The organism is Flavobacterium sp. CYK-55, assembly GCF_018413465.1.
In the GTDB taxonomy this organism is placed as follows: Bacteria; Bacteroidota; Bacteroidia; order Flavobacteriales; family Flavobacteriaceae; genus Flavobacterium.
In genome coordinates this window covers 43923-62474 of record NZ_JAHCDK010000001.1, presented here as the reverse complement: position 1 = coordinate 62474, position 18552 = coordinate 43923, and the positions used below count along the sequence as shown (strand labels likewise).

18 protein-coding genes are annotated in these 18552 nt (G+C 41.4%); 12 read left to right on the top strand and 6 right to left on the bottom strand.

What is annotated here, in order from left to right; genetic code table 11:
• Positions 1-2 precede the first annotated feature (2 nt).
• Together KIH23_RS00250 and KIH23_RS00245 are read left to right on the top strand one after the other, a co-directional pair.
• Positions 3-2054 carry a thiamine pyrophosphate-dependent enzyme gene (locus KIH23_RS00250; RefSeq protein ID WP_213210637.1) on the top strand — a complete coding sequence of 684 codons (2052 nt, stop codon included), beginning with the start codon at positions 3-5 and terminating at the stop codon, positions 2052-2054.
• Positions 2055-2067: 13 nt separating this feature from the next.
• Positions 2068-2988, top strand: a complete 921-nt coding sequence (locus tag KIH23_RS00245) for a class I SAM-dependent methyltransferase (protein WP_213210636.1) — start codon at positions 2068-2070, stop codon at positions 2986-2988.
• 56 nt (positions 2989-3044) lie between these two features.
• Here the strand turns inward: KIH23_RS00245 and KIH23_RS00240 are convergent, their stop codons facing one another.
• From KIH23_RS00240 to KIH23_RS00230, 3 genes are all read right to left on the bottom strand, one after another.
• Complete coding sequence (locus KIH23_RS00240) at positions 3045-3578, bottom strand: DUF4136 domain-containing protein (RefSeq protein WP_213210635.1); 534 nt, start codon at positions 3576-3578, stop codon at positions 3045-3047.
• A gap of 146 nt (positions 3579-3724) precedes the next feature.
• The gene (locus KIH23_RS00235; protein ID WP_213210634.1) at positions 3725-5716 is read right to left on the bottom strand and encodes a urocanate hydratase; all 1992 of its coding nucleotides are present in this window, start codon (positions 5714-5716) and stop codon (positions 3725-3727) included.
• Positions 5717-6084: 368 nt separating this feature from the next.
• The gene (locus KIH23_RS00230; RefSeq protein ID WP_213210633.1) at positions 6085-6252 is read right to left on the bottom strand and encodes a DUF5522 domain-containing protein; all 168 of its coding nucleotides are present in this window, start codon (positions 6250-6252) and stop codon (positions 6085-6087) included.
• A gap of 20 nt (positions 6253-6272) precedes the next feature.
• On the opposite strand from KIH23_RS00230, the gene KIH23_RS00225 reads away from it, so the two are divergent.
• The 5 genes from KIH23_RS00225 (at position 6273) to hemL (ending at position 11890) form a co-directional block, all read left to right on the top strand.
• Positions 6273-6590 (top strand): hypothetical protein, encoded by a 318-nt coding sequence (locus tag KIH23_RS00225; RefSeq protein WP_213211093.1) that lies wholly within the window; start codon positions 6273-6275, stop codon positions 6588-6590.
• 155 nt (positions 6591-6745) lie between these two features.
• Positions 6746-8614: a T9SS type A sorting domain-containing protein gene (locus KIH23_RS00220; RefSeq protein WP_213210632.1), complete on the top strand. Its 1869-nt coding sequence runs from the start codon at positions 6746-6748 to the stop codon at positions 8612-8614.
• The gene (locus KIH23_RS00215) at positions 8604-9527 is read left to right on the top strand and encodes a 1-aminocyclopropane-1-carboxylate deaminase/D-cysteine desulfhydrase (RefSeq protein ID WP_317197011.1); all 924 of its coding nucleotides are present in this window, start codon (positions 8604-8606) and stop codon (positions 9525-9527) included. Before KIH23_RS00220 ends, KIH23_RS00215 begins: the two co-directional genes overlap by 11 nt.
• The gene (locus KIH23_RS00210; protein ID WP_249684740.1) at positions 9520-10602 is read left to right on the top strand and encodes a glucosaminidase domain-containing protein; all 1083 of its coding nucleotides are present in this window, start codon (positions 9520-9522) and stop codon (positions 10600-10602) included. Before KIH23_RS00215 ends, KIH23_RS00210 begins: the two co-directional genes overlap by 8 nt.
• Before the next feature lies 1 nt (position 10603).
• Complete coding sequence (gene hemL / locus KIH23_RS00205) at positions 10604-11890, top strand: glutamate-1-semialdehyde 2,1-aminomutase (protein WP_213210631.1); 1287 nt, start codon at positions 10604-10606, stop codon at positions 11888-11890.
• Positions 11891-11943: 53 nt separating this feature from the next.
• Here the strand turns inward: hemL and KIH23_RS00200 are convergent, their stop codons facing one another.
• Positions 11944-12270 (bottom strand): hypothetical protein, encoded by a 327-nt coding sequence (locus KIH23_RS00200; protein ID WP_213210630.1) that lies wholly within the window; start codon positions 12268-12270, stop codon positions 11944-11946.
• A gap of 74 nt (positions 12271-12344) precedes the next feature.
• Positions 12345-12746, bottom strand: a complete 402-nt coding sequence (locus KIH23_RS00195) for a hypothetical protein (protein WP_213210629.1) — start codon at positions 12744-12746, stop codon at positions 12345-12347.
• Between the two features lie 260 nt (positions 12747-13006).
• On the opposite strand from KIH23_RS00195, the gene KIH23_RS00190 reads away from it, so the two are divergent.
• The 5 genes from KIH23_RS00190 to KIH23_RS00170 all read left to right on the top strand — a co-directional run bounded on the left by KIH23_RS00190 (position 13007) and on the right by KIH23_RS00170 (position 16740).
• A complete protein-coding gene (locus tag KIH23_RS00190; protein WP_249684739.1) occupies positions 13007-13378 on the top strand; it encodes a hypothetical protein in 372 nt (123 codons plus the stop codon).
• A 110-nt stretch (positions 13379-13488) separates the two neighbouring features.
• On the top strand, positions 13489-14295 hold the full coding sequence (locus tag KIH23_RS00185; protein WP_213210628.1) for an MbnP family protein: 807 nt from the start codon (positions 13489-13491) through the stop codon (positions 14293-14295).
• 157 nt (positions 14296-14452) lie between these two features.
• Complete coding sequence (locus tag KIH23_RS00180) at positions 14453-15496, top strand: cytochrome-c peroxidase (protein ID WP_213210627.1); 1044 nt, start codon at positions 14453-14455, stop codon at positions 15494-15496.
• 1 nt (position 15497) lies between these two features.
• Positions 15498-16445 carry a transporter gene (locus KIH23_RS00175; RefSeq protein WP_213210626.1) on the top strand — a complete coding sequence of 316 codons (948 nt, stop codon included), beginning with the start codon at positions 15498-15500 and terminating at the stop codon, positions 16443-16445.
• Positions 16446-16485: 40 nt separating this feature from the next.
• Entirely contained in the window at positions 16486-16740 is a 255-nt protein-coding gene (locus KIH23_RS00170) for a hypothetical protein (protein ID WP_213210625.1), read from the top strand.
• 58 nt (positions 16741-16798) lie between these two features.
• On the opposite strand, the gene lysS is transcribed toward KIH23_RS00170, so the two are convergent.
• Entirely contained in the window at positions 16799-18505 is a 1707-nt protein-coding gene (lysS, locus tag KIH23_RS00165; protein ID WP_213210624.1) for a lysine--tRNA ligase, read from the bottom strand.
• Positions 18506-18552 lie beyond the last annotated feature (47 nt).

Below are 18552 nucleotides of genomic sequence, written 5' to 3'. Positions count from 1 at the left end.
ATATGAGTACATTAAACAAAGAATTACTCCAAAAAGCTTTTACCACCATGGCCACAGCCAAAACGATGGCTGAGTGGTATGAAGAAAATTTCAAAACCGTTTCCAAATACGTACACGCTACTTCACGCGGGCACGAAGCGATTCAGATTGCCTTGGCCATGCAACTCGGGCCTCAGGATTATGCCTTTCCGTATTATCGTGATGATGCGATGTTGCTGGGTATTGGGATGCAGCCATATGATTTGATGTTGCAACTCATGGCCAAGCGCGATGATCCGTTTTCAGGAGGGCGCACGTATTACTGTCATCCGAGTTTGCGCGATGCAGACAAACCCAAAATTCCGCATCAATCATCAGCAACGGGCATGCAAGCAATACCAGCTACCGGTGCAGCGATGGGATTTTGGTATAAAGAAAGCGTCGGAATTCCCTACGAAACTACTGAAATGCCACTGGTAGTTTGTTCGCTCGGCGATGCCTCAGTAACCGAAGGTGAAATTGCCGAAGCCTTTCAAATGGCAGCCTTGAAGCAGTTGCCTATTTTATATTTAGTACAAGACAACGGCTGGGATATTTCGGCGAATGCCAAAGAAACCCGTGCCCAAAACGCGTTTGAGTATGCGCAAGGCTTCCATGGTTTAGAGGCCATCAGCATTGATGGCGCTAATTTTACAGAAAGTTATACAGCACTTGAAAGAGTCATTCATATCATTCGTACAGAGCGTCGTCCTTTTTTGGTACATGCCAAAGTTCCTTTGCTCAATCACCACACCTCTGGGGTGCGTATGGAATGGTACCGCGACGACTTGGACGAAGCACGTTCACGAGATCCGTATCCTGTACTTTTGAAGCAAATGCTAGAGGCAGGGTTTTCTGAAACTGAATTGAAAGCGATTGAAACTTCAGTTCTGGATAAAGTAAAAGCCGATTATGAAAAGGCTTTAGCCGCCGAAGATCCGCGACCGGAAGATTTATTTACGCATGATTTTGCGCCCACTCCGGTAATTGATGAAGTAGGAGAGCGCAGTCCCGAGCGGGAAGATAAAGTAGTCATGGTTGATTGTGCTTTGTTTGCCGTTGAAGAACTGATGAAACTGCATCCTGAATGTTTGCTTTACGGACAAGACGTAGGCGGACGCTTGGGCGGTGTGTTTCGCGAAGCCGCTACTTTAGCCCAAAAATTTGGCGATAACCGCGTTTTTAATACGCCGATTCAAGAAGCTTTTATTGTGGGTTCAACCGTTGGAATGTCGGCCGTGGGCTTAAAACCGATTGTTGAGGTACAGTTTGCCGATTATATTTGGCCGGGCTTGAACCAGTTGTTTACCGAGGTGAGTCGTTCGTCTTATTTAACCAACGGAAAATGGCCTGTAAGTATGATTCTTCGTGTGCCGATTGGCGCTTATGGCAGCGGTGGACCGTACCATTCGTCTTCGGTTGAGAGCGTTCTGACCAATATTCGCGGAATCAAAATTGCCTACCCGAGCAACGGAGCTGATCTCAAAGGCTTGATGAAAGCCGCTTATTATGACCCAAATCCGGTGGTGATTTTAGAACACAAAGGTTTGTATTGGAGCAAAGTCAAAGGCACCGATATGGCGCGTGTCAATGAGCCGTCTGAAGATTATATTTTACCGTTTGGCAAAGCCAACATCGTACAAGAAATTTGGCCGCAAGAAACCCAAGAAACCGTGACCGTAATTACCTACGGCATGGGCGTGCATTGGGCGTTGAATGCTTCTGTTTCAATGAAAGAACAAGTTGAGATTGTTGATTTGCGCACTTTGTATCCGCTGGATGAAGCAACTATTTTTAAATCGGTCCGCAAAGCCAAGAAATGTTTGGTGGTGACCGAGGAGCCCGTGAACAACTCGTTTGCGCGCAGTTTGGCCGGAATCATTCAAGAAGCTTGTTTTCGCGATTTAGACGCTCCGGTGATGGTCATTGGTTCTGAGAATTTACCGGCGATTCCGCTCAACAGCACACTCGAGCAAACTATGATTCCGAATGCAGACAAGGTTCGTATAAAAATTGAGGAGTTGTTACAATACTAATACGGATGTTTATATGGATGGCTTGAAGCAAAAAATAATCGCTTTTTTACCCAATCGCATGGTTCATTTTTTGCTTTTTTGGGTGAGTAAGATTCGTTTTTTGAAGGCTAAAAAGCGGTATGATGCAACCAAAATACTTTTTGATAGCGCTGAGCCGAATTTTACGCAGTTGCCATTAGATCAACTCAAGCAACTTCAAGGTCAATATTCGTTTCCGCCAGAGTATGGTTATTCTATCGATATACTTGACAAGAGAGGTCAAGAGCGTTCTAAACAGCTCTTAGCTATGGTTGAAAGCAAATCTTGTCATGCTTTTTTGGAGCTTGGATGTTGGGATGGTATGGTAACTTATCATTTGCAAAAGAAAGGTAAAAAGGCCATCGGAATTGATGCCCGTGATAATGGTTTTGATACAAGAGCCCTTGAAAATGGTGTTGATCTTCGAAAAATGGATGCAGCCCAATTATTTTTTTTAGATGAATCGTTTGATTTTGTTTTTTCATACGATGCTTTTGAACACTTTCAAGATCCAGTTGCTGTTTTGACTGAGATATACAGAGTCACTAAGCCCGGAGGTTATATTTATCTCGAATTTGGTCCGTTGTTTAATGCTCCAATGGGGCTTCATGCATATCGTGAAATTACGGTTCCGTATTGTCAGCATTTATTTTCATACGAAACTTTAAATGCTTTTTTAGCTCATAAAAAGCTCGAACCCATTGATTTAAAGCATTGTAATGGTTGGTCTTTACAACAATTTAGATCACTTTTTGAAGCTTATGCAGGCAGATTAGATAAAATTATTTACAGCGAGTTTCAAAGTTTTGATCATTTAGAGTTGGTGCAGAAATTTGCTGATGTCATGAAAAGTAAGACAACTAATCTTGACGAATTGCTTTGCGATACCATTAAGGTTTTATTTCAAAAAAAATAAGTGCCAACGAAAATTTCATCAGCGCTATTTCAAATTATTTAATTTTTTTTCAGCATCTATTTCTTGACTGAAGGTGGATATTGTAGCAGAATCTGCGTTACAAAATTATTGATGACTTCATCTTTCTTGTCTATGTTTTTGGTTAGATAACCAACGCCGGTTCCTTGCCAAATGAGCTCTTTTTTTTCGGCATCAATCAAATCAATGGTCAAGATGCCATCGGTTGAATTGTTCACTGAATAATATCCGCCCCAATAAGGACTCCAACCCGGACCCCAGCCATAACCCCAACCGCTGTAAAATTGGTTGACATTTACATTTTTCTCAGCTTTGGCGTTGATGTTTACAAGCAAGTCAGGATGGTCACTTTTGGTAAAGCCTTTGGCCAACAGAGCGGCATCAATAGAACGCAAAATGCGCTTTTTGTCTAAGTCAGAAATCTCTACTTTATCAATGCCGGTTTTGTAATACGCAAAGGTTTTATATTTTGAAAAATCTACGCTTTTGTCATAATCAGTATTCACTTGAACCGAAGCGCAAGAAACGGTGATTAAGAGCAAAAGCAACGGCAATATTCTGAACGTTTTCATAAAATTGAATATTTATACAACCTTTTTTAATGGATTCATGATGCAAAAAAGCAACGTAAAATTCGTGATTTTTAGTTTTGCTAACGATGAATTTAACAATACGATAGCATCAAAAAGGGGTGAATGCTCAATTTATAAAATGCTGTTTAGTCTTCAAGTAAATGATTGGCTACTTCGTTGGGTAAAGTTACCTTGAGCAACGGCTGGCTTTGCATGGCCCGTTTAATAGCAAACACAGCGCCTTCATTGCGCGCCCAACTGCGACGTGAAATACCGTTGTTGACATCCCAAAACAACATCGATTCTAGTTTTCTGGCAGAAGCTGCAGAGCCGTCGAGCAACATGCCAAACCCTCCGTTGATGACTTCGCCCCAACCTACACCACCACCGTTGTGAATACTCACCCAAGTAGCACCTCTAAAGCTGTCGCCAATCACGTTATGTATCGCCATATCGGCCGTAAAACGCGAGCCATCATATATATTTGAGGTTTCTCGGTACGGAGAATCGGTCCCGGAAACATCGTGGTGATCTCGCCCTAAAACAACCAGGCCAATTTCGCCTTTTGCAATAGCTTGGTTAAAGGCTTGGGCAATTTTAATACGGCCCTCGGCATCAGCATAGAGAATTCTGGCTTGTGAACCTACAACTAATTTATTTTCTTGTGCGCCTTTAATCCATTGAATATTATCGGCCATTTGCTGGCGAATTTCTTCAGGCGCAGTTTTCATCATTTCTTCTAAAACGGCACAGGCAATGGCATCGGTTTTCTTTAAATCTTCAGGGTCGCCAGAAGCGCACACCCAGCGAAACGGACCAAATCCGTAATCAAAACACATCGGGCCCATAATGTCTTGCACATAACTCGGAAATTTAAACTCACGACCCAAAGTTGGATGATCGTTCATCACATCAGCACCGGCACGAGATGCTTCGAGCAAAAAGGCGTTTCCGTAGTCAAAGAAATACGTGCCTTTGGCAGTGTGTTTATTAATAGCAGCGGCATGACGGCGCAACGTTTTTTGTACTTCTTCGCGGAATTTTTCGGGCTCGGTGGCCATCAAGTTATTGGATTCTTCAAAACTGTAGCCCATTGGGTAATAACCACCCGCCCACGGATTGTGCAGCGAGGTTTGATCTGAACCTAAATCAATATGTAAATTTTCTTGATCAAAACGTTCCCAAACATCCACAATGTTGCCTAAATAAGCAATGGATACTACTTCTTGAGCAGTTTGTGCTTTACGAACACGACTCACTAAATCATCTATGTTTTCAATAACTTCATGAATCCAGCCTTGCTCGTGACGAATGCGGGTAATTTTCGGATTGACTTCGGCACAAACCGTTACGCAACCGGCAATGGTTCCGGCTTTGGGTTGTGCGCCGCTCATTCCGCCTAAACCTGAAGTGACAAACAGACTGCCTGATGGATTTTTTTTAATTTTTCTAAAACCATTCAAAACCGTAATCGTGGTGCCGTGTACAATGCCTTGCGGGCCAATGTACATATAGCTTCCGGCAGTCATTTGTCCGTATTGTGAAACTCCGAGTGCATTGAATTTTTCCCAATCATCGGGTTTTGAGTAGTTCGGAATCATCATTCCGTTGGTTACTACTACACGCGGCGCTTCAGTATGTGACGGGAACAAACCCATGGGATGGCCAGAATACATCACCAAAGTTTGCTCATCGGTCATTTCAGATAGATATTTCATGGTGAGCAGATATTGCGCCCAGTTTTGAAAAACGGCTCCGTTTCCGCCATACGTGATGAGTTCGTGCGGATGCTGGGCTACGGCATAATCCAAATTATTCTGAATCATGAGCATGATGGCTTTGGCTTGATTGGATTTGCCCGGATATTCTGATATCGGTCGTGCATACATGCGATAATCAGGGCGCAAACGGTACATGTAAATGCGTCCGTAGGTTTCGAGTTCTTGTTTGAATTCCGGTATGAGCGTAGCGTGATGCTGCGGCTCAAAATATCTTAAGGCGTTGCGCAAGGCAAGCTTTTTTTCTTCGGCGGTCAGGATTTCTTTGCGTTTAGGCGCATGGTTGATGCTGGGGTCAAACGGTTTTGGCGCGGGCAATACAGCCGGGATTCCTTGTTGGATTTGGTCTTGAAAGGTCATTTTTTATGTTGAATGTTGCATGTTAAATGTTGAATGATGAACAGCGTTTTCGAAATCATAATCAGACAACGCAAATATTTTTTGGTGTGGCTAATTTAAGGGATTTTTTTGGGTTGAAGACGATTTGCGTTAGATTTAGCTTCGCTCAGTTCGGCTGCGCCTCGGGCGAGATTAAGAGGAGGAAGTCCAGTGGGCTTCAGGTATAATAAGGGTTCGAGGAAAAGATAATGTTGAAATTTAGAAAAGTTGCGTTAGGGATTGCAGCAATTGTTTGAGCTTTTTTTTGTTGCGATAAGCGCTCCTTTTTTACGGTGTTTGGCAACCAAAAAAGCGAGTGCGAAAAGCCCGGCCTTCAGGCAACGCCCTTGTTAATATCCTTTGTTTTTATCAAAGCCATACGGGCAATGACGGCAGCCGCTTTTGCAGCAATAACCACGTTTGAGGTGGTATTTTTCGGTGAAGCATTTGTAGCCTTCGGGCGTGTAGTAGAAATCTTCGCCCTCGATGGGTTTATTTTCGTTATTTTGTGCTTGCATGCAGCAAATTTAAGGATATGATTCTGATTGTTTCAAAATTTTTGGTTCCGAAAGGTTATCGAGCCTTGACGGTGTTTCCGTTTGTTTTTCTGCGTGAAAATGGCGCCAAAGATGATGCGGTTTTGCTCAATCATGAACAGATTCACTTGGCACAACAAAAAGAATTGCTGCTTGTTGGTTTTTTGATTTGGTATAGTTTGGATTACTTGTTGAACTTGCTTCGATATAAAAACCATAAAAAGGCATATAAGAACATTGTTTTTGAGCGAGAAGCTTACGCCGAGGAAAAAAATTTTGACTATTTGAAATCAAGGAAATTTTGGTTTTTCTTAAAATAAGTGTGAATTCAGGCCTTAAAGAACTACTCATTTTTTCTGATTACTCGATGAACAACCGTTTAACTCGACGAGCGTATCAAAGATGTAATTTTCTAGAAATGAATGTGTTTTTTTAAAAATTACTTTTTTATTTTTACTCACTTAAATTTATGAAAATGAGAAACTTTGTGTGGTTATTTTTGCCCTTTTTTGTTTTGTTTTTTGTTCAAACTGGCTCTGCTCAGCTGTATGTTGGCTCTAATAGTTATGTTTTCAATAAAGGCAGTTTATTGTTTGTAAAAGGCAACCTTGAGCTCAATGCAGCTTCAAGTAATTTTTATTTGCGCAACCAAGGTCAACTCTTGCAAGGAACTACTTCTACATCAAATAACAGAGGTTTGGGTAAACTCTCGGTTTTTCAAGAAGGAACCACGAATAATTTTGCCTATAATTATTGGTGTTCACCCGTTGGAGGCTCAGCAGGAGTTTCTGGGAATGAGGCTTTCGGAATTGCGATGTTGAATCAACCAACGACAGTTACGGCCAGTACACCGGCAGTTATTTTGAGTTCATCACAATATAACGGTTTGGCGAATCCGTTGAGTATTTCATCTGCTTGGATATATAAATTTTTGTCATCTTCACAATATTCTCAATGGATAGCCGTGGGTTCTGCCAGCAGTATTCAGGCAGGTGAGGGTTTTACGATGAAAGGAACTTCAGGAACCGATAATACGTTTTCTGATTTAAGCATTGATAATAACCCGGGAAGCGCACAACGCTATGACTTCAGAGGACGTCCGAATGATGGTGATATTGAAATACAATTGGCTGCGGGCAAAAGAACTTTAACCGGAAATCCATATCCGTCGGCTATTGATTTGAAAGCTTTTTTATTGGGCGCAACTGCATCTACAGGAGTAGCTTATTTTTGGGAACAAGACAAAACAGTCAACTCACATTTATTAGCTGCCTATAAAGGTGGTTACGGAGTTTATTCTCCGATGGGTGGTGCTACGGTTGCGGGTTACGGAACTATGGGCGTTTATACACCAGCTATTTTTTATGCCTATGATGGTTCTGGGACAACTTTGGGTGCTGTTGGAGTTGGAAGTAATTATGAAAGACGTTTTTGCCCGATAGGACAAGGTTTTATGTTAGAAGGTGCTTCAACCGGAAGTGTTTGGATGGAAAACCAATATCGAGTTTATCAAAAAGAAGGTGTTGCCAATTATTCTCAGTTTGAAAGGTCGGCAGATTCAGCTCATAATCAACAAAGAAGTACTTTGACTAATTCAACAACTTTACCAGAAATTCCATCGGTTTCAGGCTTTGATTACACAACTGTAAGTACAGCACCGATTCCACAAATTCGTTTGAATGTTTTGTTGAATAATCAAGCAATACGTCAGAATGTTTTGGCTTTTCATCCGGCGGCAACCGACGGAGCTGATTTTGCTATGGATGCGCATTCGCCAGATACTGCCGATATGGATGCTTTTTTCTTGGTTGACAATCAACCTTACACGATTGACGCCATTGATTTTAATATACAGAAACGCATACCGATGGGTTTTAAAAATCCCGCTCAAGCTAGTTTTAGAGTAAAAGTGGCCGAGATGATTAACTTTGCTGAGGCCTCAAACGTGTATTTGCATGATAAAGTGACGGATGTTTACTACGATATTCTCAACGGAGAATACGAATTTACTTTGCCGGCAGGAACCAACAACGATCGTTATGAAGTTACGTTTGTCAATCAAGCGCTGGACAATGCCCAATGGAGCGCTCAAGATTTTGATGTGGTTCAAAATAATGTGGCACAAAACTTTACAATTACAAATCCTTCAAGAGCTGAGATTCGCTCGGTAGGTTTGTTTGATTTAACCGGAAAACAGATCTTTACAGCAAAAGATTTAGGTAACCAAACGAGTTATAAATTTCCAACTTCAATGTTGAGCGATGCAATTTATGTTGTTAAAATAACTACCAATTCACATCAAGATTTCGGAAAGAAAATACCGGTTTACAACGGTGTCAGATAATCAGATATCAGTTTCATACAATCAAATCCTTACGCTTGATGCCTCCCCCAATATAACTTTGGCTATCAAGCGTGAGGATTTATTACATAAGCATATTTCAGGGAATAAATTCAGAAAACTGAAGTATAATCTTGAACAGGCCAAATTTTTAGAACATCATGCCTTACTGACTTTTGGCGGTGCTTATTCAAATCATATTGCTGCGGTAGCTGCTGCCGGAAAAGAATACGGTTTTAAAACCATCGGTGTTATCCGTGGAGATGAATTGGCTTCAAGCATCGACCAAAATCCAACGCTGGCTTTTGCGCAATCATGCGGAATGCAATTTGACTTTGTCTCACGAGATGATTACAAACACAAAGAATCTTCAGCTTTTGTATCATATCTTCAGCAAAAATGGGGTGCATTTTACTTGATTCCTGAAGGAGGAACAAATACTTTGGCGGTTCAAGGCGCGCAAGAAATACTTATAAATCAAGATGCATCATATGATTATATTTGCTGTGCAGTGGGAACTGGTGGAACCATTTCAGGTTTGATTCACTCGGCTTTTTCACATCAGAAAATTTTAGGATTTCCGGCGCTCAAAGGCGATTTTTTAACCGCTGAAATTTGTAAATTTGCCCCGACTGGAAACTGGGAATTGATCAGCGGATATGAATTTGGAGGCTATGCCAAAGTAACGGCAGAATTAATTAAATTCATGAACGATTTTTATCAGAAAACGCAAGTTCAGCTCGATCCGATTTATACAGCAAAGATGGTTTTTGGCGTTACAGATTTAATCTCTAAAGGATATTTTGAGAATGATGCCAAAATTCTGATGATTCACACCGGCGGATTGCAAGGAATACAAGGTATGAATCAAGTTTTGAAACAAAAAAAGTTACCTTTAATAGTTACAAATGATTAAGAAATTGATGTTGGTTTTTATGGTTTTGCTTTTGGCAGCTTGTCATACGCAACAAACCGTGGTTCGCACAACAAAACCCGCTTATAAAAAGCCAACCACATCAACCACTCATACTGCCAAAAAGAAGCCGACTTCAGGTTCAGACAAAAAAGTTACTCAAAAATCAACGGCCAAAACACCTTCTAAATCAACACCCAAACCAACCGCGTCAAACAATTCAAAAACGCCGGTGAAATCTTCGTCATCAACTGTGGTGCAAAAACCGGTTGTTGTTTCAGCCGATGCAAACAAACCTAAAGAAGATACCACTACCTCTGTCGAAATCAAACAAATCGAACAGAAATACGAATCGGCCAAAGAAGAAAACAAATCAAACAGCAACGAAACGGTTTACTCTAAAACCGAAATTCTAGAAGCCACCACGCGCGTCAAAGTGACCACCGCCATGATTTTAGATTACATCAATCAATACAAAGGCATCGCACAAAGCAATATGCGCGATTATGGTATTCCGGCGAGTATTATTTTGGGTCAAGGAATTTTAGAGTCGGGTTCAGGAACCGGTCCTTTGTGTTTGTTGGCCAACAATCATTTCGGGATTAAATGCCACAAAGATTGGAATGGGCCGAGTATTCGCTACGATGATGATGAAGAGCAAGAATGCTTCAGAAAATATGATCAATCGATGGATTCTTACCGTGATCACGCCTTGTTTTTGATTAATCGCCGTTGGTATGCGCCTTTATTTGAGCTTGAAAAAGACGATTACAAAGAATGGGCGCGCGGGCTTAAACGAGCGGGTTATGCCACAGACCCGAAATATCCTGAAAAACTCATCGCCATCATTGAACGCTATGAACTCAATCAATACGATGCAGAAGTTTTAGGCAAAGAATTTACGCCCATCAATACCAGTACACAAATTTCGCCTAAATCAGATTCATATCAAGTGAGTCAAGGCGATACATTGTATTCTATTTCCAAAAAATTCAATATTTCTGTCGATGACCTCAAGCGCAAAAACAATTTACAAGACAATGCGCTTTCTATCGGACAGAGCATAATTATAAAATAATATGTTATATCAAAGAAGCAGTCAACTTTTTGTTGAAGCCGAACAAGTGATTCCCGGCGGAGTGAACTCTCCGGTACGCGCCTTTAAAGCCGTGGGTGGAACGCCTATTTTTATGAAACGCGCCCAAGGGGCTTATTTGTTTGATGAAGACGACAATCGCTACATAGATTACATCAATTCGTGGGGGCCGATGATTTTAGGGCATGCGCATCCGGCAGTTGTTGATGCTGTAGTCAAGCGTACCCAACTCGGAACCTCATTCGGGACGCCTACTGCGCTTGAAACGCAGATTGCTCAATTGGCGGTTTCTATGGTGCCTAATATTGATAAAATTCGCTTTGTCAACTCAGGAACTGAAGCTTGTATGAGTGCCGTTCGATTGGCGCGCGGATTTACCAACAGAGATAAAATCATCAAATTTTCAGGATGCTATCACGGACATTCAGATTCGTTTTTAATTCAAGCCGGGAGTGGCGCCAGCACATTCGGAACACCGAATAGCCCCGGAGTAACCGCCGGAACAGCCAAAGATACTTTACTGGCTCGTTACAATGATTTGAACCATGTAACCGAGTTAATCCAAGCCAATCCAGAGCAAATAGCAGCCATCATTATTGAACCTGTAGCCGGAAACATGGGTTGTGTACCGCCGGCAGAAGGTTTTTTAGAAGGTTTAAGAAGTTTGTGCGACCAACATGGAATTCTGCTCATTTTTGATGAAGTGATGACCGGTTTCAGATTAGCCAAAGGCGGTGCGCAAGAGCTTTACAACATCAAAGCGGATATTGTAGCGTTCGGAAAAGTAATTGGCGGAGGTTTGCCGGTGGGTGCTTTTGCGGCCAGAGCTGAAATCATGAATCATTTAGCGCCGATTGGGCCTGTGTATCAAGCCGGAACACTTTCGGGAAATCCGCTGGCTATGGCTGCCGGATTGGCCATGCTGCAATCATTGAATGAAGATGTTGATATTTTCAAAAGATTAGATCAGAAAACCGCTTATTTAGAAGCCGGAATTCATAAAATCATGCAAGCGCGTCAAATTGATTATACCATCAATAGAGTGGGCTCAATGATTTCAGTGCATTTTGATGCTGCACCGGTGGTTGATTTTCAAACGGCTGCTCGAGGTGATAATCCGCGATTCAAAAAGTTCTTCCACGGATTGTTGCAAGGAGGAGTTTATATTGCACCTTCCGCTTATGAAACTTGGTTCATTACAGATGCGTTAACTTACGACGATTTAGACTTTACCTTGAATGCAATTCAAAAAGTGTCTGAAACACTATAGATGCAAAATAAAAAGCCCGCTTCAATAGCGGGCTTTTTTAATCTATTTTTTAATTAGTGAACTAATTTTTTAAGTAGTTCAGGGTCGTTGTTTAAAACTTTTTTCTGCTCATCATTAAGGGCAGACATTAGTTTGCGTAAATATTGTTTTGAGGCACTTTCTTTATCCATTTCTGAAAGTTTTGCATCAGCCATAGTATTGTGTTTAGTAACCATTAATGTGGTTAAATCGGCTTTTAAAGTTTCATTCATTTTAATTTTAGTGGCCAATAAAGCAATGTCTTTTTGAGCAGCTTCTGTACTTGACATTTTTTTAGCCTGGGCTTGTGCCGAAACGGTGAAAGCCAACATAATAGCAATTATAGCAATGATTTTTTTCATAATGAGTAGTTGATTAATTAAAAACCAAATCTAGGCTTTTTTTAAATTATCTCAAAAATTAATATCAACAAATACTATTCTTGCTTTACATCTTGAGCTTTACCTTCTTTTTTTGCCTCTCTTTTCTCTATTCTTTTCTGCATCATTTCTTGGGCTCTTTCTTTTCGGTTAGCCTCAATTTCTTCCCATTTTTTTAACTGATTGGCATCAAGAATTTTTTCAAATTTGGCTTTGTAAGCTTCTTGGCTTTTCATAAACTCATCTTTCTTAGCCAATTTTTCTTCCATGGTCATTTGTTTGCCGGCTTCTTTTGTGGCTTTTCGCTCGCTTATCATATTATCTCTCGATTTTTCTTGCTCAAGTAAAATCGGTTGAATATCTTTTTTTTGCGCATCTGTTAAATTCAATTGGTTTGAAAGTCTTTTTAAACGCATTTCAGCTCTCTGTTCAGGGGCTATTGGTTCGCGTTTCATCATAGGTTTTGGGCCGTCAGGTTTGCTGGTTTCGGTTTTAGTTTCAGATTGCGTTTTTGGAGCTTCTTTTTTGTCTTTTTTTGTGTCTTGCGCCCAAGTAGTAACACCTACTGACAACAAAACAACTAATGCTAATTTTTTCATGATATTGAATTTTAAAGTTTGGGCTTTTGGACAAAGCACACCGAAGATAGTTTAATTCATCAAAAAAATAAACTGTTTTTAACAAAATTAAAACAAACCTTATTTAATACCTTTGCAGCGTGAAAAATTTAGTATTCATCATCGCTTTATCGGTATTACTCAGACCTGTTTTTCCGGTTATTGAGTATGTGGTGAATTACGATTACATTGCTAATGTGCTTTGCGTCAACAAAGAAAAGCCAAAAATGCATTGTAACGGGAAATGTCATTTGATGAAAGAACTGGCCAAAGCTGCTGAGTCAGAAAAACCAACCACACCTGATAAAAAGCACACCAACATTGAATCCTTTGATTGGTTTTTTGACCGGCCTTTAGAGTATTCATTTTTGAATTTTAACCAAAATCAAGGTACTTCCTACTTTCAATACAACAATTTATACGCTCATTTGAGTGTTCAGGGCATTTTTCATCCGCCCACATTTTCTGCGTAAATCTTTTTGATGTTGACCGATCATTTGGCTCAACCGGATAATTCTATCCAAAATCTCCATCCGCACCCGGTGTGTAGGATGACTATTCACGCATAAAATTTTAAAATCAAATGAAAAAATTATTTATGGCACTTGTGGCCACCTTAGGTTTATTGTATACTGTTTCATCATGTTCAAGTGATAGCAAAAGCTCAACACCAGCCGGAAAAGGTAATATTGATATTGAATTCGACCAAGTATTCGGAGATGCCGACCTTATTCTTAATACCCAAACCAACGCTACTTCACAAAGCGAAGATTTAAAAATCTCAACCGTAAAATATATTGTCAGCAACATTGTGCTCGAAAAAGCCGATGGTTCTACTTATACCTACCCAAAAGCCGACAGTTATTTTATTGTAGACGAAGCTAATGAAGCTTCACACGTTTTATCACTCAGCAATATTCCGGCGGGCGATTACACCAAAATTCACTTCGGAATCGGGGTTGATAAAGCCCAATGGGATCTTGGTTTGTCAGGACAAGGTGATTTATATACCAATGCCGATGCGGCCGATATGGTTTGGTCTTGGGCAGCAGGTTACAAATTTGTAGCTTTTGAAGGAACTTTTACATCAGCAACCGTAACTTCAGATACTTCATTTATGGTGCACACCGGAAAAACTTCTGATACCGCATATAACTATGAAGAAGTTACTTTAGATTTTCCAAATGCTGCGCAGGTCAGAACTGATGTTACGCCAGATGTGCATATTTACGCCAATGTTGCCAAAATCATCGATGGTCACCATACAATCAAGCTTGAAGACCACAACGGCATGGGTATGGGCGCCATGATTATGGGCGGAGATATTTTGACTGATATCATGCACAATGTTTCTGAAATGTTTCGCGTAGATCACGTGCACAACGATTAATAGCAGCTCATTCCTGCTGTTCATTGCAAGTCCTCGTTTCAAAAGCGGTCGGCTCAGGGCGCTTTTCGGCTTCCGCTGGTCGCCGTTACCGCCGCTTACCGATATCGCTTTTGAAACTCCGGGCTTTTCATGGCCATCAGGGCTAAAAATCAGTCACATGAGAAAATTATCTCTACTCGGAAGCGTTCTTTTGCTTGCTTTTACATTGGGTTGTTCGAATGATTCCGATGCGTATCAAGACATTCCACTTGAGGTTCAAGTGCCCGAGAATTTTCCGCCGATGGTATATAACCTAAGTGCGAATCCGCCCACACAAAAAGGTTTTGAACTCGGGCGAAAACTCTTTTACGAAGGGCGTTTGGCCTCAGATGGCGTTGTTTCTTGCGGCTTTTGTCACGTTCAGTCATTTGCCTTTACGCACCACGGGCACACGATTAGTCACGGGGTGAATAATGCCGCCGGAAAACGCAACGCGCCGCCCATTCAAAACTTGGCGTATCAAAGTCGTTTTATGTGGGACGGAGCGAGTGATTTACTCGATACACAACCCGTTATTCCATTACTCAGTGAGGTCGAGATGAACGGTTATTTGCCCAACATTATGCAAATGCTCAAATCAGATCCCGCTTACGTCAAATTGTTTGGTCAAGCTTTTCCCGGAAAACCCATTGATGCCGAGCACATGCTCAAAGCGCTTGCGCAGTTTATGGTTATGGTCACCTCGTCTAATTCAAAATTTGACCATTACCGCAGGCATGAAGTTGGCGGCGATATGACAGCTCAAGAACTCAGCGGTTACGCACTTTTTCAAGCCAAATGCGCTACTTGTCACGCTACTGATTTGTTTACCGATGATTCTTTTAGAAACAATGGTTTGACTATTAATCCGGCGGTAAATGATGTGGGTTATTATCGCTTAACCCAAAACGAAGCTGACAAATACAAATTCAAAGTGCCGAGTTTGCGCAACGTTGAAAAATCCGGTCCGTATATGCACGACGGCCGCTTTTTAACCTTAGAGGCGGTTTTGAATCATTACAGTTCAGGTGTTGTCAATACGGGAACACTTGATTATCAGCTTATAAACGAAACAATTTTAGGGATTCCGCTGACAAGCCAAGAAAAAGCGGATATCATAGCCTTCTTAAAAACACTTACTGACCACACGTATCTCACCAATCCAAAATTTGCAGAACAATAACATGAAAAAAATAATCTTTCTTTTGTTGGCAATCTCTACCGCGAATGCTGCGGTAAAAGACACCATTGCGCCATATCATTTTAAGCAATATCTTCTTTTAGAGGATGATGATTGCGATGCCTGCGGATGTTCGGCCAGTGGCGGAAGCATGGGTTTTGCCTCAATGCTCAATGCGCATTTTGTGGGGCTGAGATATTTCTACCAACACTATCAAAGCAACGATGGATTATACAGCAATTCGCCTTGGTATGACGAGCAATTCAATACGGTTCAACTTTGGGCGCGAATTCCGGTTATAAAAAAAGTGCAGTTGTCGGTTTTGGCGCCGTATCATTTTCATGAGCGCGAAACCCAAAAAGGCAATCAAAATTTATCCGGTCTGGGCGATATTACTTTGATGGCGATGTATCAACTCTATCAAACGCATACCGACAGCACGTATTTTGCGCATACGCTGCAAGTGGGTGCAGGAATCAAAATGCCCACAGGAAAATTTAATGAGGCCAATTCAGGCAGCTTAAATCCGAGTTTTCAGGCCGGAACCGGCAGTTGGGATTATTCGTTAGCTGCCGAGTACACCATTCGACACAAAAAAATCGGGCTCAACACCATGGCGCAATATATTTTTAAATCGGCCAACAAAAGAGAATATCAATTTGGAAATCAAATCAATTATGCCGCAACGTTTTTTTATTTATATGAGAAAAATAAATATTCTTTAGCGCCCCAATTTGGGGTTGCTGCTGAGTATTATCAGTCCAATTTTCAACGTGGGCAAAAACTTAACAATACGGCCGGTCAAATTTTATTTGGTAAAACCGGATTTGAAGCCGGTAGAGATAAGCTCTCTTTTGGGTTTAATTTTATGTGGCCTTTGCAGCAAGACTTGGCTGGCGGAAACTTAAAAGCCATAGGGCGTTGGAGCATTAATTTAAACTACGGATTGTAAAAATTTCTTTACATTAGCTCAATAACCAAAACCAAAACATATGGAAACCGTAGAAAATTCAAATCCAAAACCGTTATCGGTAAAAGAATGGCTGATTACTTTATTGCTTATGGCCATTCCGCTAGTAGGTATTATTATGTTGTTTATTTACGCTTTTGGCAGCAACGAAAACCCCAACAGGCAAAATTGGGCCAAAGCGCAACTCATCATGATGGCAATTATAATAGGATTGGTCATTTTTGCATTGATTTTGTTTGGGTCTATTTTTGCCGCCATGATGGCCGCCAGAGGTTAACTCAATTATACTATGTAAAAAAAGGAACTCAATTGAGTTCCTTTTTTTATGAAGTTATTTATTTGAGATGAACCGTTTTGATATCGCCGTCAACACTTACATGCGTCATGCCGTGTTTGGCTAGATTTTTCATGGCGGCATCCCATTTTTTGCCGCTGAGTTCTGATTGAACTTTGAGCACGCCCAAATCAAGCGCGTTGTTATGGGTTTTGAGCAAATCAACAATGCGTTTTTCGTCGTCGTTGAGTTCAATAACGTTGGCTTTTTTCTCGGGGCGCATCTGCGGAAAGAACAACACTTCTTGAATCGAGCTGTTGTTGGTTAAGAACATCATCAATCGGTCCATACCAATACCCAAACCAGAAGTGGGCGGCATACCGTATTCAAGCGCTCTGAGGAAATCTTCATCAATGAGTCCGTTGGCTTCGTCATCGCCTTTTTCGGCTAAGCGAATTTGATCTTCAAAACGTTCGCGTTGATCAATTGGGTCGTTGAGCTCAGAATAAGCATTGGCAATTTCTTTACCGCAAACCATGAGTTCAAAACGCTCGGTGAGTTCCGGATTGTCGCGGTGCGATTTACACAACGGTGACATTTCTTTAGGATAGTCAGTGATAAATGTAGGCTGAATAAAGTGGCCTTCGCATTTAGCACCGAAAATTTCATCAATCAGTTTGCCTTTGCCCATCGTGGCATCAACTTCAATACCCATAGATTGTGCGGCAGCAAAAAGCTCGGCTTCAGATTTACCTGAAATATCAAAACCGGTAAATTGCTTGATGGCATCGGTCATGGTGACGCGGGCATACGGCGCTTTGAAGTCAACAGTGTGCTCGCCAAAAGTAACTTGGGTGGTTCCGTTGACCGCCAAGGCGCAATGCTCGAGCAATTGTTCGGTGAATTTCATCATCCAGTGGTAATCTTTGTAGGATACGTAGATTTCCATGGCCGTAAACTCAGGATTGTGCGTTCTGTCCATGCCTTCGTTGCGGAAGTTTTTTGAGAATTCATACACACCTTCGAATCCGCCCACGATGAGTCTTTTTAAATACAACTCATTGGCAATACGCATATACAAAGGAATATCCAACGAGTTGTGGTGCGTAATAAACGGACGCGCCGCAGCTCCGCCCGGAATAGGTTGCAATACCGGAGTTTCCACTTCTAAATACCCGCGCTCATTGAAAAAGCTGCGCATGGCATTGAACAATTTGGTGCGTTTGATAAAGGTTTCTTTGACGTGATCATTCACAGTCAAATCAACATAACGGCGGCGATAACGTTGCTCAGGGTCGGCAAAGGCATCGTATATTTTTCCGTCGGCATCGGTTTTAACTACCGGAAGCGGACGCAAAGCTTTAGATAAAAAGGTTAGCTCACTCACGTGAACGGATACTTCACCCACTTGGGTTTTAAACACTTTTCCGCGGACGCCAATAAAATCGCCAATGTCAAGTAGTTTTTTGAAGACTACATTGTACATGGTTTTTTCTTCGTCATGCGAAACTTCATCACGGGCAATATACACTTGAATACGACCTTCAGAATCTTTGAGTTCGGCAAAAGAGGCCTTGCCCATGATGCGTTTACCCATAAGTCTGCCGGCTAAAACTACTTCTTGACCTTCGTATTTAGAGAAGTTCTCTAGAATGTCGTTTGAATAAGCAGTCGTGGTGTACTCGGCAGCCGGGTAGGGCTCGATTCCTAATTGGCGCAATTCAACCAGCGCCTCGCGGCGGAGTATTTCTTGTTCTGATAATGCCATAATGATGGTTTTTAAGTGCGCAAAGATATTGGATAAGTTTTAGAGTT

Coding starts and splice junctions, on each gene's coding strand:
- KIH23_RS00250 (WP_213210637.1), top strand. CDS start 3: ATGAGTACATTAAACAAAGAATTACTCCAAAAAGCTTTTACCACCATG.
- KIH23_RS00245 (WP_213210636.1), top strand. CDS start 2,068: ATGGATGGCTTGAAGCAAAAAATAATCGCTTTTTTACCCAATCGCATG.
- KIH23_RS00240 (WP_213210635.1), bottom strand. CDS start 3,578: ATGAAAACGTTCAGAATATTGCCGTTGCTTTTGCTCTTAATCACCGTT.
- KIH23_RS00235 (WP_213210634.1), bottom strand. CDS start 5,716: ATGACCTTTCAAGACCAAATCCAACAAGGAATCCCGGCTGTATTGCCC.
- KIH23_RS00230 (WP_213210633.1), bottom strand. CDS start 6,252: ATGCAAGCACAAAATAACGAAAATAAACCCATCGAGGGCGAAGATTTC.
- KIH23_RS00220 (WP_213210632.1), top strand. CDS start 6,746: ATGAGAAACTTTGTGTGGTTATTTTTGCCCTTTTTTGTTTTGTTTTTT.
- KIH23_RS00210 (WP_249684740.1), top strand. CDS start 9,520: ATGATTAAGAAATTGATGTTGGTTTTTATGGTTTTGCTTTTGGCAGCT.
- hemL (WP_213210631.1), top strand. CDS start 10,604: ATGTTATATCAAAGAAGCAGTCAACTTTTTGTTGAAGCCGAACAAGTG.
- KIH23_RS00200 (WP_213210630.1), bottom strand. CDS start 12,270: ATGAAAAAAATCATTGCTATAATTGCTATTATGTTGGCTTTCACCGTT.
- KIH23_RS00195 (WP_213210629.1), bottom strand. CDS start 12,746: ATGATGAAACGCGAACCAATAGCCCCTGAACAGAGAGCTGAAATGCGT.
- KIH23_RS00185 (WP_213210628.1), top strand. CDS start 13,489: ATGAAAAAATTATTTATGGCACTTGTGGCCACCTTAGGTTTATTGTAT.
- KIH23_RS00180 (WP_213210627.1), top strand. CDS start 14,453: ATGAGAAAATTATCTCTACTCGGAAGCGTTCTTTTGCTTGCTTTTACA.
- KIH23_RS00175 (WP_213210626.1), top strand. CDS start 15,498: ATGAAAAAAATAATCTTTCTTTTGTTGGCAATCTCTACCGCGAATGCT.
- KIH23_RS00170 (WP_213210625.1), top strand. CDS start 16,486: ATGGAAACCGTAGAAAATTCAAATCCAAAACCGTTATCGGTAAAAGAA.
- lysS (WP_213210624.1), bottom strand. CDS start 18,505: ATGGCATTATCAGAACAAGAAATACTCCGCCGCGAGGCGCTGGTTGAA.